Consider the following 13,716-nt stretch of genomic DNA (forward strand, 5'->3'; position numbering starts at 1 on the left):
GCCATCGCCCGCCGCTTCGGCCTTGCGGACCCACACCCGTACGGTCTCCGTCTTCAGTGACATCCGTTCGGCGATTGTGCGGATCGCCTCGTATTCCGAGGCGTAGTCACCACGGTGCTCGAGGACCAGGCGCACGGCCTTCTCTCGCACCTCGGCTGGATAGACATTCGGCATAAGGATTACCTTCCCAAGAAAGAAGGTGCGCATCAAACCCGGGACGATTCACCATGAGCACAAGCCTGGCCCTGGCGGGGATGTGGGGGACGGGCTTGCTGCGCCGCCGCCGCGGCCGACTCCTCGGCGCCGCCGCCTGTATCGCGATCGCGGTCAGTCTCCTCACCGCCCTCGGCGGGTTCCTTGCCGCGTCCAAGGCCACCATGACCGACCGGGCCACCCAGGCGGTTGCCGTCGACTGGCAGATCCAGGTGCAGCCCGGCGCCGATCCCGGCACCGTCCTCGATCAGATCCGGTCCTATCCGGGGGTTCGGGTGGCGGACCCGGTCCACTTCGGTGACAGCGCCGGGCTCTCCGCCGCCGGGGGCGCCGCCGTGAGCACCGGGCCGGCGGTCATCGTCGGTATCCCGGATCGGTATCGGCAGCATTTTCCTGGCACCATCCGCACCCTCAGCGGAGCCGACTCCGGGGTGCTGCTGGCGCAGCAGACCGCATCGAATCTGCGGGCGACGGTGGGGTCGGTGATCACCGTCCGGTTGCCGGGCGGCGGCACCGCCGCCGAGACGGTGGCCGCGGTCGTGGATCTGCCGCAAGCGGATTCACTGTTCCAGACCGTCGCCGCCCCGGCTTCCGCGCAGCCGCAGGGACCCCCGGACAATGTGCTGCTGCTGCCTATCGGGGAGTTCGACGCCCTCTTCGCCCCCGGGCAGCGAGGCGATCCGGCGGTGGTGCGTGCGCAGGTGCATGTCGGCCGGGACCGGAATCTGCCGCCGGATCCGGCCGCCGCCTACGCTGCCGACACCGGCACCGCCCGCAACCTCGAGGCAACCCTCGCCGGTGCCGCACTGGTGGGGGACAACCTCGGCGCCACCCTCGACGCGGCCCGCCAGGACGCCCTGTATTCGCAGGTGCTGTTTCTGTTCCTGGGTCTGCCCGGTGTCGCGTTGTCCGCGGTCCTTGCCGCGGTGATCACTGCCGGCGGCGCGGCACGTCGTCGCCAGGAGTTGGGGTTGCTGCGAGCCCGCGGTGCCGGCGGCGGGCAGCTCACCGCGGTGGCAGCGTCCGAGGCGGTGGCGGTGGGGCTGATCGGCGGTGTGGTCGGCGCCGGGGCCGGAGTCGTTGTCGACCACGTGGTGTTGGGGTCGCCGGTGTCCCTGTCCTGGTTGCTCTCGGCCGCTGCGGCGGGTGTGGTGCTGACGGCGGTCACCGTTCTCACTCCCGCCCTGCGTGATCTGCGGTTCTCGACGGCGATCGCTGCACGCGCCGCGATCGGCCGCACCCGGCGCCCGCTGTGGCGGCTGGCCGGGGTCGACTTCCTCGCGCTGGCCGCGGCGTTCGCCGTCTACCGGGTCACCAGCCGCGCCGGGTACGCCCTGGTGCTCGCGCCGGAGGGGGTGACCGCGTTGTCGGTGAGTTATTGGACCTTCGCCGGACCGGCGCTGCTGTGGATCGGGACAGCTCTGCTGACACTGCGCCTGGCCGATCTCACCCTCGGCGGGGGCCGCCGCTTCGTCGCAGCCCTGTTGGGGCCGCTGGCGGGCCCGCTGTCGAGCACGGTGGCGGCGATGCTCGCCCGCAATCGCCGCGCGCTCGCCCGGTCGGTCGCTGTCGTGGCGTTGGCCGGGATGTTCGCCGTCTCGACCGCGGTGTTCAACAGCACCTACCGGCAACAGGCCGAGGTCGACGCCCGGTTGACCAACGGCGCCGACGTCACCGTCACCGAACCTCCCGCCGCCACCATCGGACCGGACCTCGCGGGCCAGTTGCGCCGGATTCCCGGCGTCCGAGGTGTCGAACCGCTCCAGCACCGCTACGCCTACGTCGGTGCGGACCTGCAGGACCTGTACGGTGTCGATCCCACCACCATCACCGGTGCGGCGCTGCTGCAGGACAGCTACTTCGATGGCGGCACCGCGACACAACTGATGGACCGCCTCGCCGCCCAACCGGACGGGGTTCTGGTCAGCGCCGAAACCGTGGCGGACTTTCAACTTTCCCCCGGCGACCCGGTGAAGCTGCGGATTCAGGACGCCGCCACTACGGCGTTCGAGACCGTGCCGTTCCGCTTCATCGGGGTGGTCAAGGAGTTCCCGACGGCACCGAAGGACAGCTTCCTCGTCGCCAACGCCTCCTACCTCGCCCAGGTGACCGCGAACCCGGCGGTCGGCGCGTTCCTCATCGATACCGGTGGGGCCAACACCCCGGCGGTGCGTCAGGCGGTGTCCGATGCCGTGGGTACCGGGGCCACCGTCACCGATATCACCACGGTGCGCGGCACCGTCGGATCCACTCTCACCTCCGTCGATCTGCGGGGGTTGACCCGACTCGAACTGGGTTACGCCGCGGTCCTCGCCGCGGCCGGGTCGGCGTTGATGCTGGCGTCGGGGTTCGCGGAGCGTCGGCGCACCTTCGCGATCGTCACCGCGCTCGGTGGCACCCGTCGTCACACTGCGTCGATCGTGCTCGCCGAGGCCGCCGTCGTCACCGCCGGCGGGGCAGTACTCGGGGTGATCGGCGGTGTGGTCCTGTCCCGTCTGCTCGTCGCGGTGCTGTCCGGGGTCTTCGACCCACCCCCGGCGACACTCGCGGTGCCCTGGGCCTATCTGACCCTGGTGACGGCGGCGACGGCCGCGGCCATCGCCGCCGTCACCGTCGCCGCCGCACACAGGGCCGCCCGGTATCCGATCAGCGTGCTCCGCGAATAGCCGACCCGACCGGCCGTGAGACAGGCTGCGACGGCCTCAGCGTGTGCACGGAGCCGAACCGCCGCGCTCGGTGACGAAAAGGTCGCCCTGGGCGTTCCCGCCCCGCGCTTGATCGTGGCTTGTTCCACCGGACGCTCACCTGCCGGGGCGAGCCGGATTCCGGCCCCAGCTACTACACCACCCCAGCGGAGCCGCAGATTTCTCCACCGGCGGGGCCGCAGCCTGTTCTGGTACCGAATGTTCGAGTGCGCCAGGGAATGATCTCCGACTGACGGGGCCCGCCGACGAGGTCCGCGTCGCTGGCGCCCAAGTCGGTCGGTGCCAGGATCCGAATTTCCACCGCGCCCGGGGAGTTGGTGTACTGCGCCACAGGCCAGGCGAGGTGTGAAGGGCCCCCGCCACCACGTCTAGGGGGCAGTGAGCGGGGGCCGACGTGTGCCGCCGTATCGGTTGCAGCGAACTGCAGCACAGCCTGAATCCTACGTGTCCACGATGGGCGAAAAGCGACGGATTCTCGTCTTCTCAGAGACGTCTCAGTTCTCAACATTCTCTCAGCGGGACTAGGGCATACTCCGCGCAAAAACGCTGACCACCGGTTCAGAGTGCTTATGAAATCCTCGCTCTCGCAACCCCTTTGTGTCATTGCGGGGCACCGTCTAAACCGCGAACGAGCCGCCGAACTTCCCCACTCCGGGACACAGCCGGTGCCTGACTCCCCACATGCCACTCGACCCGCACGGCGTCATGTCCTCACCGGGGCCGGCGTGACACTCCGGCCGTTGCGGTCTCGCCGCGGGTGTCGTGAAGTGCCACACCGAGGCTCTGCCGATAGTCGTGGCGTACGGCCTGTCTAGCTGTGCGGTACCGACTTCCGTCACAACCAGCGTGCAGGCGGATACGCTGCCGCGCGTTGCCTTACAACGGGCAAACCGGACTTCTCTCAGTGATTTCTCAGCACCCGCGTCGTACTGTGGCGCGGGATCGCCCTGCCCGCACAATAGTGATCGCGGAGTCAGTAGAAACACGAAAGGGCAAGCGCTGCATCGGTGTAGGTTGACGGCAACCGACCAACTGGTCGGACAAACCTGTTTAACGGAGACATCGATGATCAATGTGCTGATGGTGTTGCTTCTCTTATTCGCGGCCGTCGGTGGAACGGCTGTCGTTCAACGCCGCTTCGACAACCGGTGAAGTCGACGCTCACACTGGAGCCTCGACCATGTCCGGTTTTCACACCCCGTGCGGCCCACGCAATAGCTGGCCGACGCGACTTCCGTCGCGTCGGCCAGTTGTTGTCGTTCTCGTGTCGTCGCGGGACCACTGGTCGCCGGACGACGAACGCTAATTTAGCTTCTGCGGCATGCCGTACGTCGTGACGGTGTCACCGCTGGATGTCACGGCGGTGGCGTACGGCCGGATGGTGACCGCACCGAGCGCACCGGAGATGGAACCATGGACTCCCTGCATCCGCACCGACGCCGCCGGTCCGTCGAACGACTGGTTCTCCAGCAGCGGGACGGTGGTGATACCGCCCGGCGCCAGGTCGATGTCGAGTTCCTGCGATGGGATGATGTCACCGGCGAGCCCGACGTTGCTGCCCGCGTGTAGATCCAACGTGGGTGCCGGGACGAGTCCGAGATCGATCCCGTTGCTCGAACCGATCACAAACCCCAACCCGGGCGAATTGAGAACAATGGTCGCGCCGCTCAACGCGATCGGATACCCGATCTGGTAGCCGACGGTGAGCTTGGTGCCCTTGAACTCTGCCGCGTTCGGGCCGGTGATGTTGACCCCGGCGTAACCGTTGTGGAAGAACTCGACACTGGTGGGAACACCGTCCAACGGCGGGACCACCTGATACGACGTGTCGCCCTGCAGGACTTCGATCCGATTGCCCCGCGCGTCGACGACGGAGCTGGAATTGTCCACGCCGGCCGAGGCGGTGCCGTTGCCCAAGACTATGGCGAGCACGGCGATTCCTGCGACTGCGACTGCGCGGGTGAATGATCTGTATCCAGAGCGAGTTGTGCTGATGTCCGTCATGCCGACCCCATTCAGAGTGCTTCGAAACAGAGATGAAGAAGTACGCGAAGCGTAACCACAGGGGGCGCATCAAATCTCAGTATTGATAAGAAGTTCACGACCTATGTTTTTCGCATCCGATCGGTGGCACGGCGAGACCCTACAGGAGCCCATAATGTTGCTGGGCAACGAGATTCGGTCCTAGCAGAGTGCGCACGTCCCGCGGACACGCGGCTCCGGCTCACGTCGCCCCCGGCGCGCGACGGAGGACAGATGGCTGTGTCCTAGGTGAGCTGAGGAAGCCTAGCTTTTCCATGCTGAAAGAACGCTGAGAACGAATCTCAGCTTCATGCGCGATTCGAGGGGATGCAACTCGTGCTGCGGTCCGCCGCAACCAATACGGAGGCACCCCCCAGGCATGGTGACGGGGACCGCACTGGTGGAGTCCGCGTCGCACACCATCGACGTTTATCGCACACCCCTACAATGCGGCCGTGGATCGACGCCAATTCCTCACTCTCGCCGCGGCCACCGTCGCCGGCGCGGCGGCCGGGTGCAGCATCAGCACCGCCGAAACCCCGGGCACCGCCGTCCCCGCCCCCGCCGATCCGGGCATTCCTCCGGCACCGGCAGCATCCCCGCCACCGGCGGTACTCCCGCCACCGCCGGCCGGGTCCCGCATCCAGTTACCCGGCGGCGGCACCCTGACAGCGTTGCCCGGCAACGGCGACCTCCTCGCGCTCACCGTCGATGACGGCGTCAACAGCGACGTGGTCCGGCTCTACACCCAGTTCGCGAAGGACACCGGGGTCCGTCTCACCTACTTCGTCAACGGCCAATACGACTCGTGGACCGACAACGCCGTACTCCTGCGACCACTGGTCGAGCGCGGTCAGATCCAGCTGGGCAACCACACCTGGTCCCACCCGGACCTGACGACCGTGTCGAAGAGTCGGATCGCCGACGAACTCACCAAGAATCACAAATTCCTGAAAACGACGTACGGCGTCGACGCCGCACCCTACTTCCGGCCGCCCTACGGAAAACACAATGCCACCGTCGACGCCGTTGCCGCCGACCTCGGCTACACCGTCCCGACCCTGTGGTACGGCTCGCTGTCAGATTCCTCGCTGATCACCGAGGACTACATCCTTCAGATGGCCAACCAGTACTTCACCCCGCAGGCAATCGTCATCGGCCATCTCAACTACCTGCCGGTCACCCACGTCTACCCGCAACTCGTCGAGATCATCCGGAACCGAAACCTGCGCACCGTCACCCTCAACGACGTCTTCGTCGAACCGTAGCGGAATGCGGATTGTTCGGATCCGTCCCGGATCCCGGCACCGCGGCGGAAACTGATCTCCCCACACCGGGGCCGGCGCCCACTCACCGACACCTACGCCTGTTTCGCACCGCAGTCCCGGTCAGGGTCGCCGCCGCAGCACCGGGGGGTCGGTCAGGTTGTGAGCCCCAGCCGGGTGGCAAGCCAGTCCATCTCGGTGGCGAGTGCGGCGGCCCACACGGCGAAGTTGTGGCCGCCGCGAACCTCCGTGTAGGTGACGTCCATCCCCGCCTGCCGGGCGGCGTCACAGGCTTTACGGATCGCCGGCTTGAGTTCGTCGTCGTGGCTACCGACCACGAAGACACCGGCCGAGCCGGGATAGCGATGTTCGGCAAGCAGATCGAGGGGATTGACCCGAGTGAACGCGGCCTGATTGCCTCCGAACGCGGCGTCCAGGGTGCGTTGATGATCGCCGAGGGTGGGCTCCGGGTCTCCGGAGAGGTCCAGGAAAGTTGGATATGTCTGGGGGTAGTTGGTGGCCATCTGCAGCGCGCAGGTTCCGCCCAACGACAGGCCGCCGATCGCCCACGCGGCCGGGTCGGGGTCGACCTGAAGATGGGCCTTGGTCCAGGCGGGCACGTCCTCGGCGAGGTAGGTTGCGGCATTTCCGAGTGGCGAATCGAAGCAGAGCGGGTTTCCCCAGGTCGATCCCGTCGCGTCGGCGACCACCACGACGGGTCCGAGCCCGCCGTGGTCGCGGGCGTAGTTGTTCATGGTGGTGCCGAGCCTGCCTCCGGTGAGCCAGTCTCTCGGTTGGCCGGGTTGACCGGCCAGGAGGACGAGAACTGGTAGCTGCGGTCGTGGATCGGTGAAATAGGCGGGAGGAAGGTAAATTTCGGCGCGCCGAGCGGAGAACCGGGAACGGTCCCCGGGGATGGTCACCGAGGTCAGCTTGCCAGAATGCGGCATGTCCGCCGGTGGCGTCCAGACGGATTCGAGGGGTCGGCCCGAGATCGGTGCCGGTACGGGCGGGGGAACTGCCTGGAAGTCGATGCGGGTCACATGCTCGAACCCCATGGCTGCGCCGACCGTGGGGTAGGCCGCGAAGAACAGGTTGATCTGTACTGCGCAGGCCGCGACCACGGCGACGGCGGCAACCACCGACACCGCCGCCGCCCATGCACGGCGGGGGACGGTGAGAATGCGGGGGACCAGCAACGTCACCGCCCACAGGGCGAGGGCCGTCCACAGGTAGACGGTGAGGGGTATCGGGTCGGGAAGTGGACGCCACAATCGCTCCACCCAGAACCAGAGGCAACCGGTGAGTACTCCCGCCGCGGCGGCGCACAGCGGTATCGCCCGGCGCCGAAACCACCCCGCGCGCCCGGTCAACAACCACACACCTCCCGCCGCACCCGTGGCGGCGACCACGAATGGGACCGGCCCCGACAGCAACGACAGATCGGTCAACATGTGCCCCTGCAGAATTCCTGAATTCCTGAGATCTCGCTACCAACCGTTCTACTCGTGGTCGCAGACCCAACCGCCCCGGACCGCTCCTCCGCCAATAGTGTGCGGACATCCGAGACGGTCGCGGGGAGAGGGGGGAGGGGGCCCGCCGACCTGTGGAGTTCCTGAGAATTCGGATTCGGCTGTGAGGGCCCGGCCTACGATGAAGGTGGACCGAGCCTCGATCTGTCCTCGAGCCGCCACAGCGGATCCCGGACATCCACGCGACGGTCACGAATACGCCAGGACGACATCGGTCGAGAGGTGCCCTCTGTGACGGTTTCATGGCCGTCCCGAAATATGGGGACTGACCATCATGAACACGAACACGACAGTCAAGAGGGGCTCACGCTTCCTCCTCGCAACACTCGTGGCGGCCGTCCCGCTTGCCGGGCTGGCAGCGGGAGCGGCATCGGCTGACGCGACGATGACCGCAGTCGGCGGACCGGGCAAGGTGACTGTGACCGCCAAGGGTGACAACACCGCGCGAGACTGTGATGTCGGCGTGCTGGATCAATCGAAAAGGTCGATCGCTTCGCAAGAGGTCAGCCTGGCGCCGAATAGGACTCGCACTGTGACGCTCACCAGCATTCCTGCAGGAAGCTCCTACACGGTCGTCATGCGCTGCGGTGGTCAGAAAGAGACTTGGGTCGAAGGCGTCGCGGTCCGACCTGCGCCCGATCCGCATTGAACCGAGATACGGAGCGGTCTGACGCGTGACCGACACACAGAGCCATCACTCCGGTTCAGCGGCCAGGACGATCCGGTGCACACTGAGTTGATGGACGTCGCCATCTCCTCACGCCTGCGATCCTTTCCGCGGGCAGCGTGGATGTACGTTCGGCGGGCACCCGGGACCTACATCTGGCTGGCGATCCTGCTCGTGACGTCCGTGGTGATGAGGAACCTGCCACCGGATGTCCTCGCCCAGGTACTGGGCGATCGATCGACCAACTTGCATCATCTCGCCGAGGATCCCGTCCGGGTACTGATCTCGAGTGCCTTCTGGCTCGCCGGCGGCGGATGGATCACCTACTTCATTTCGTTCAACGTCTTCCACGTCCCGGCGGAGCGGTGGCTGGGGACACTGCGGTGGTTGTGCGTGGTGGTGATCGCGCACGTCGGCGCGACCTACCTCAGCGAGGGGGCGCTGTACTGGGCCATTCGCCATGGCCACGCCCCCGCGTCGGCGGTCGACACCCTCGACATCGGTGTCAGTTACGGACTGGCCGGAGTGATCGCGGTGCTGACTTACCGGATTGCCCCGCCGTGGCGTTACCCCTATGTCGCAGCAGTGCTCGTGTTCTTCGCCGTCCCGCTTGTCGTAGACCTGAACTTCACGGCGATCGGACACTTCACCGCGGCACTTCTCGGTCTGGGGTGCTATCCGCTGGTTCGCTCACACAGGAGCACGTGATCCCCGGGCGGGGCGGTGCTCCGTGTACGGAGAATGAGGGCGGTCTCCTGAATCCGGATGGATCGTCCTTCGCCGCGCTGCCCGAGTGGATTGCCGTGTCGACGCTGGAGTGCCCTGGTATCCGGTCGCCGACCACGGTGCCGTGGGCGGGTGCTCGCAGCGGTCCGCGTGCTCAGGGTAGGCGTTGGTTGAGAACGAGTGCGGTGCCGGCTGCCACCGCGATCAGGATGGATCCGAGGATCAGCCATGGTCGGCTGGCGTCGCCGAGGTGGGTTTCGTAGCCGATCTGCTGTTGCAGGTTCTGGTAGCTGGCTTGGAGCTCGTCCGCGCTGGTTGCGGTGAAGAACGAGCCACCGGACAACTCCGCGATCCGCCGCAGAGACTCGTCGTCGACGGGACGGGGATGTGGCTTCCGTTGAGGTCGATCGCACCGGCAGTGGTGCCGAAGGAAATGGTGGAGATGGGGACGTTGTGCTCCTTCGCAAGACGTGCCGCGGTGAACGCGCCGCGCGGATCGTTCAAATCGGTGGGCTCGGTTTGCTTGCCGTCGGATTCGAGGACGATCCGTCCCGGTGGCGGCGCACTGCCTCCACCGAGTACGCCGGCGAGGGTGTCGATCGCCTGCAGGGCAGTGAAGATCGCTTCCCCTGTCGCGGTCCGTTCGGCGAGTTGCAGATGGTCGAGAGCGTTGTCGGTTGCGGTGTGGTCGGTAATCGGTGAGACCAGCATCGACGCCGTCCCCGCGAACGCCTCCAGTCCGAGGTTGATGCCGGGGGTGAGGTTGTCCGCGAACGTTTTTGCGCCGGCCTGGGCTGCGGCGAGCCGAGACGGCGGCACGTCTGTTGCGCGCATCGACAGTGACACGTCGATCGCGAGGATCACCGTGGCGCGGTTGCGCGGAACTCTGGTCTGCGCCAAGGGTCCGGCCATGGCGACGGTCAGCAGCAGCAGTCCCACCAGTAGCAATGTCGGTGGAACGTGCCGCGACCATCTGGGCCGGGTCGGTGCGACGGTCTCGAGTAGTTCCAGATTGGTGAACCGCAGAGTGTATTTACGCCGCAGACGATGTACCCACAGGTAACCGATCGACAGCGCGGCCACCACGGCGGCGAATGCCAGCCACCCCGGTGTGGCGAGACCGGAGAACCTCATGTCTCACCTCCGGTACCTGACACCGCCCGCCGCGATCTGCGAGGCCATCATCGGTTCGGCATCATTATCACCTGCCGCACAATCACTTGCCGCAACTCGACGGGCCGAGGGTGACGAGCCCCCGATTCCGGTGGATCATCCAGGAGCCGGTACGAACCCGGGCTCGGGAACCGCTCCGAGGGTGCCGGGTGGCACCCGAGAGGCGAACGCCACCAGCCCGGCGTGCCCCACCGTCAGACACATCGCCGCGACCAGCACTCCCGCCGCCACCTCGGTCAGGGGCATCCCGGCATACAGGCGGGTACCGACGAGAGCGACGACGGCGATGATCACGGCGGCGGCCAGCACCGCCCGGCGGGTGCGGCTGCGGCCGATACCGGCGATCACCGCCGCCATACCCAGCACCGTGGCGGTCCCGGTGAGGTTCGACAGCACCGCGTTCCCGGTGTCGACGTGTCGCACGCCGGCAACTGCCCGGTCCGGCCCGAGCACGGTGTCGAGGGCGGCGCCCGCGAACAGGGCGGCCATCACTGCACCCAGCATGATCGAGGCAACCGGCACCGGCCGACCGCGCCGGATCAGCACGATCCCGGCCACCGCGGCCGCGGCGATCGCAACCGCCGGGGTGCCGAGCGCGATGCCCACGGTGGCAAGGTGATCGAGTCCTGCTCTGTGGTGCGCTGCCAGCACGGAGGTGATGGAGCGGTCGGCGCCGGTCAGCCAACCACCGTCGCGGAGGTGAATGCTGACAATGCCCAGCGCCAGGGCCAACGCCGCGGTGCGCAGCCCGCTCGCCTGTCCGGACCCGGCGACGACCATCCCGGCGACGAACACCGCCAGGGCGATCCCGAGGACCGTGAGAGCGATCTCCATCGTCGCGGTCTCGGTCACGACCTCGGTGACCATCTCCCGAACAAGGGGCACAGTGCCGGACACCCTTCCAGTCTGATGCGCGGGTGCTGTGGAAACGCTGAGAGCGGGTAGCGCAGAGGGACTTTCCGTGTCCTGATCGGGTGTCGTCGGGGGAGCGTGGGCACCTCGCTTCCCCGACTCGAGGGTGCACGCCGGTTCATCGGTCACTGCAGAGTATTTCTCGCGGGGTCATTCGCGCATGTGGTGGTGCCAGTCGCCTCCCTCGCCGCCGTGCGCGATCAGAACAATCGCGGCGATCGCGTAGAGGACGATCGCCAGCAGCAGCAAGCCACCGAAGATCCACAGCGCCAGTTGCCCGAGCTTGCGTACCCGGCGGGAGGCGTATTCGGCGCCGTCGATATCGCCGTCCACCCATCTGGGGTAGACCTCGAATGCGTGGTGGAAGGCCGAGAACGCCAGCGGCCAGAAGAACAGCAATGACGCCACCGCCCAACCGGCGTTGCTGGTGGGTCGCGACCGGACCGATGGGACCGCGGCTGCGTCGGCGGCGGGGCCGCTTCGGGTGGGCCGATCGTCCGGCGCAGGTTCGGATGCTGGATTGACCATGGTGACTCCGTATCCGTCATAAGGGCATCCGTCATAAGGAAACCCGATTCGACGGTACGTCTGCCACGCTGAGGATTGGCTGAGAGCTGCGAACGAGGTACCGGCATGCGCGGGCGGTAAACCGCGGCGGTGACGGACCCGCTGTCACACTTGCCGCCCCGGCCCGTCCAACAGGGACGGAAGGCTTCTCTGCGGCCGCAACACCGTCGGTGTCGGGTTGCGGCCGAGGAACGCCGGGGACCATGCGCCTCTCGTGGCCGAAAATTCACCCTCCCGGGCTGGCTGGGTGTGATCGCCGTCCCGCTCTCAGCGGCTCCACAGCGGCCGACACTGATACTGCGGGTGTGAGAGAAGCAATACAACCCCCGGTGTCATTGGCGTCGGCGCACGGTGCACCGATTCATTCCAATCTGGTCGGGCGGGCCCACGAGGTGGTTGCCGATATCCATCAGGGCGGTGCCACGACCCTGGCCTTGGCCGTGTTGGTCGGGGGTGCGGCGTTGTTCCTGGGTGGGTCGGTCTGGCGGAGCCTACAACGTGATCGCCGGGGTCCGGCCGCGGCGGCGATCGCCGTGCAGTGCACCGGATTGGCGGCGGCATTCGCCGCGTTGGCCTATCAGGTCAGGGCCGGGGGCTGGGTGACCGGTGCGGACCCGGCGGTGCTGGGTTGGTTCACCGGACACCGGTCGGACTGGGTGACCGCACCGGCCATCGCGGTGACCGACGCCGGCGGTCCGGCGGGCACCATCATCGCCGCGGTCGTGATCGGCGCGGTGCTGTCGCGGCGAACCCGCTCACCGATCCCTGCGCTGATTCTCATCGGGACCGTCGGTGCGGCGGCACTGGCCTCCACCGTGACGAAATCCGTTGTCGGGCGCGCTCGCCCGCCGATCGTGTCCCAGGTGTTGCTCGAGACGGACCATTCGTTTCCGTCCGGGCATGCGACCGGGGCGATGGCGTTGTTCACGATGGCTGCCGTGATGTTCGGGTACGCCCTGTCGCCGACCCGTCGCGCCCTGTTGCTGATCTTGGCTGCGGCGGTGACCGTGGTGGTGTCGGTGACCCGCCTGTACCTCGGTGAACACTGGCTGACCGACGTGATCGGCGGGATGCTCCTCGGTGGCCTCGCCGCGGTGATCGGCGGGGCGCTCTACACGACCTGGATGGACCGGACCCGCGCCCGGGTGGCTGCGAGTACGGACGAGAACTACACGCACTCGGGTCGCAGCGACCCGACGACGATGGGATACGCGGCATGAATGTGGCACTGGGACTTGGCTTACTGGACGCGTCGACGCTGCTGGGTGCCTTGGGGTTGCTCGGCGTCCTCGGCGCCGTGGTCATCGAAACCGGTCTGCTCGTCGGCTTCTTCCTGCCGGGCGACTCGTTGCTGTTCACGGCCGGTGTCTTCGCCGCCCAGTCGCATCCGTTCGCGCCGTTGTGGTTGCTGCTGCTCACCGTCCCGGCCGCGGCGATCGTCGGTGACCAACTCGGGTTTCTGATCGGCAGACGGGCCGGGTACACGGTGTTTCATAGGCCCAGCGCCAAGCGGATCGGTCCGAAACAACTCGAGCAGTCGCGGCGGTTCTTCGACCGCTACGGGCCGCGCACGATCCTGTTGGCCCGGTTCGTTCCCGTCGCCCGCACGATCGCACCGGTGATGGCCGGCGCGTCCGGGATGCCGTACCGAACCTTCGCCGTCTACAACGTCATCGGCGGCATTGCCTGGGGAGTCGGGGTGCCGGTCCTCGGCTACCTGCTCGGCGGAATCGCATTCGTCCGCGGTCATATCGAGGTGATTCTGATCGCCCTCGTGCTGGTGTCGATTCTGCCGCTGTTGATCAACGGTCTGCGGGCCCGGCGTCGAGGACAGGGTGCGGTCCTTCAACCGGACAGCATCCCGACGCCCACCGGTGAGCCGGGCCAGTGCGCCCGTCCCGGCGCACCGTTCACCCGATGAACCTCGACGGTCA

Annotated in this window: 10 protein-coding genes and 1 pseudogene; 6 read left to right on the plus strand and 5 right to left on the minus strand. The window is 67.2% G+C overall.

Annotation, left to right across the window (positions count from 1 at the left end; translation table 11 throughout):
- The first annotated feature begins 227 nt into the window (after positions 1-227).
- The gene (locus AC1D1G_RS07970) at positions 228-2,879 is read left to right on the plus strand and encodes an FtsX-like permease family protein (protein WP_477951660.1); all 2,652 of its coding nucleotides are present in this window, start codon (positions 228-230) and stop codon (positions 2,877-2,879) included.
- Positions 2,880-4,220: 1,341 nt separating this feature from the next.
- Here AC1D1G_RS07970 and AC1D1G_RS07975 read toward each other — a convergent pair.
- Positions 4,221-4,922, minus strand: coding sequence for an MspA family porin (locus AC1D1G_RS07975; protein ID WP_477951661.1), 702 nt, complete (start codon positions 4,920-4,922; stop codon positions 4,221-4,223).
- A 473-nt stretch (positions 4,923-5,395) separates the two neighbouring features.
- Here AC1D1G_RS07975 and AC1D1G_RS07980 point away from each other — a divergent pair, with 473 nt between their 5' ends.
- Entirely contained in the window at positions 5,396-6,208 is an 813-nt protein-coding gene (locus AC1D1G_RS07980) for a polysaccharide deacetylase family protein (RefSeq protein WP_477951662.1), read from the plus strand.
- 152 nt (positions 6,209-6,360) lie between these two features.
- Here the strand turns inward: AC1D1G_RS07980 and AC1D1G_RS07985 are convergent, their stop codons facing one another.
- Positions 6,361-7,659: an alpha/beta hydrolase gene (locus AC1D1G_RS07985; RefSeq protein WP_477951663.1), complete on the minus strand. Its 1,299-nt coding sequence runs from the start codon at positions 7,657-7,659 to the stop codon at positions 6,361-6,363.
- 352 nt (positions 7,660-8,011) lie between these two features.
- Here AC1D1G_RS07985 and AC1D1G_RS07990 point away from each other — a divergent pair, with 352 nt between their 5' ends.
- Positions 8,012-8,386 (plus strand): hypothetical protein, encoded by a 375-nt coding sequence (locus tag AC1D1G_RS07990; RefSeq protein WP_477951664.1) that lies wholly within the window; start codon positions 8,012-8,014, stop codon positions 8,384-8,386.
- A 90-nt stretch (positions 8,387-8,476) separates the two neighbouring features.
- Positions 8,477-9,112, plus strand: coding sequence for a rhomboid-like protein (locus AC1D1G_RS07995; RefSeq protein WP_477951701.1), 636 nt, complete (start codon positions 8,477-8,479; stop codon positions 9,110-9,112).
- Between the two features lie 172 nt (positions 9,113-9,284).
- Here the strand turns inward: AC1D1G_RS07995 and AC1D1G_RS08000 are convergent.
- The 3 genes and pseudogenes from AC1D1G_RS08000 to AC1D1G_RS08010 form a co-directional block, all read right to left on the minus strand.
- Positions 9,285-10,264, minus strand: a pseudogene (locus AC1D1G_RS08000) (VWA domain-containing protein).
- 135 nt (positions 10,265-10,399) lie between these two features.
- Complete coding sequence (locus AC1D1G_RS08005; protein ID WP_477951665.1) at positions 10,400-11,188, minus strand: hypothetical protein; 789 nt, start codon at positions 11,186-11,188, stop codon at positions 10,400-10,402.
- Positions 11,189-11,365: 177 nt separating this feature from the next.
- Positions 11,366-11,743 (minus strand): CD225/dispanin family protein, encoded by a 378-nt coding sequence (locus tag AC1D1G_RS08010; protein ID WP_477951666.1) that lies wholly within the window; start codon positions 11,741-11,743, stop codon positions 11,366-11,368.
- Between the two features lie 368 nt (positions 11,744-12,111).
- Between AC1D1G_RS08010 and AC1D1G_RS08015 the strand changes: the two genes are divergently transcribed.
- Complete coding sequence (locus AC1D1G_RS08015) at positions 12,112-13,002, plus strand: phosphatase PAP2 family protein (RefSeq protein ID WP_477951667.1); 891 nt, start codon at positions 12,112-12,114, stop codon at positions 13,000-13,002.
- Positions 12,999-13,703, plus strand: a complete 705-nt coding sequence (locus AC1D1G_RS08020) for a DedA family protein (RefSeq protein ID WP_477951668.1) — start codon at positions 12,999-13,001, stop codon at positions 13,701-13,703. Before AC1D1G_RS08015 ends, AC1D1G_RS08020 begins: the two co-directional genes overlap by 4 nt.
- The last annotated feature ends 13 nt before the right edge of the window (positions 13,704-13,716 follow it).

Source organism: Rhodococcus sp. P3_B8 (assembly GCF_056402775.1).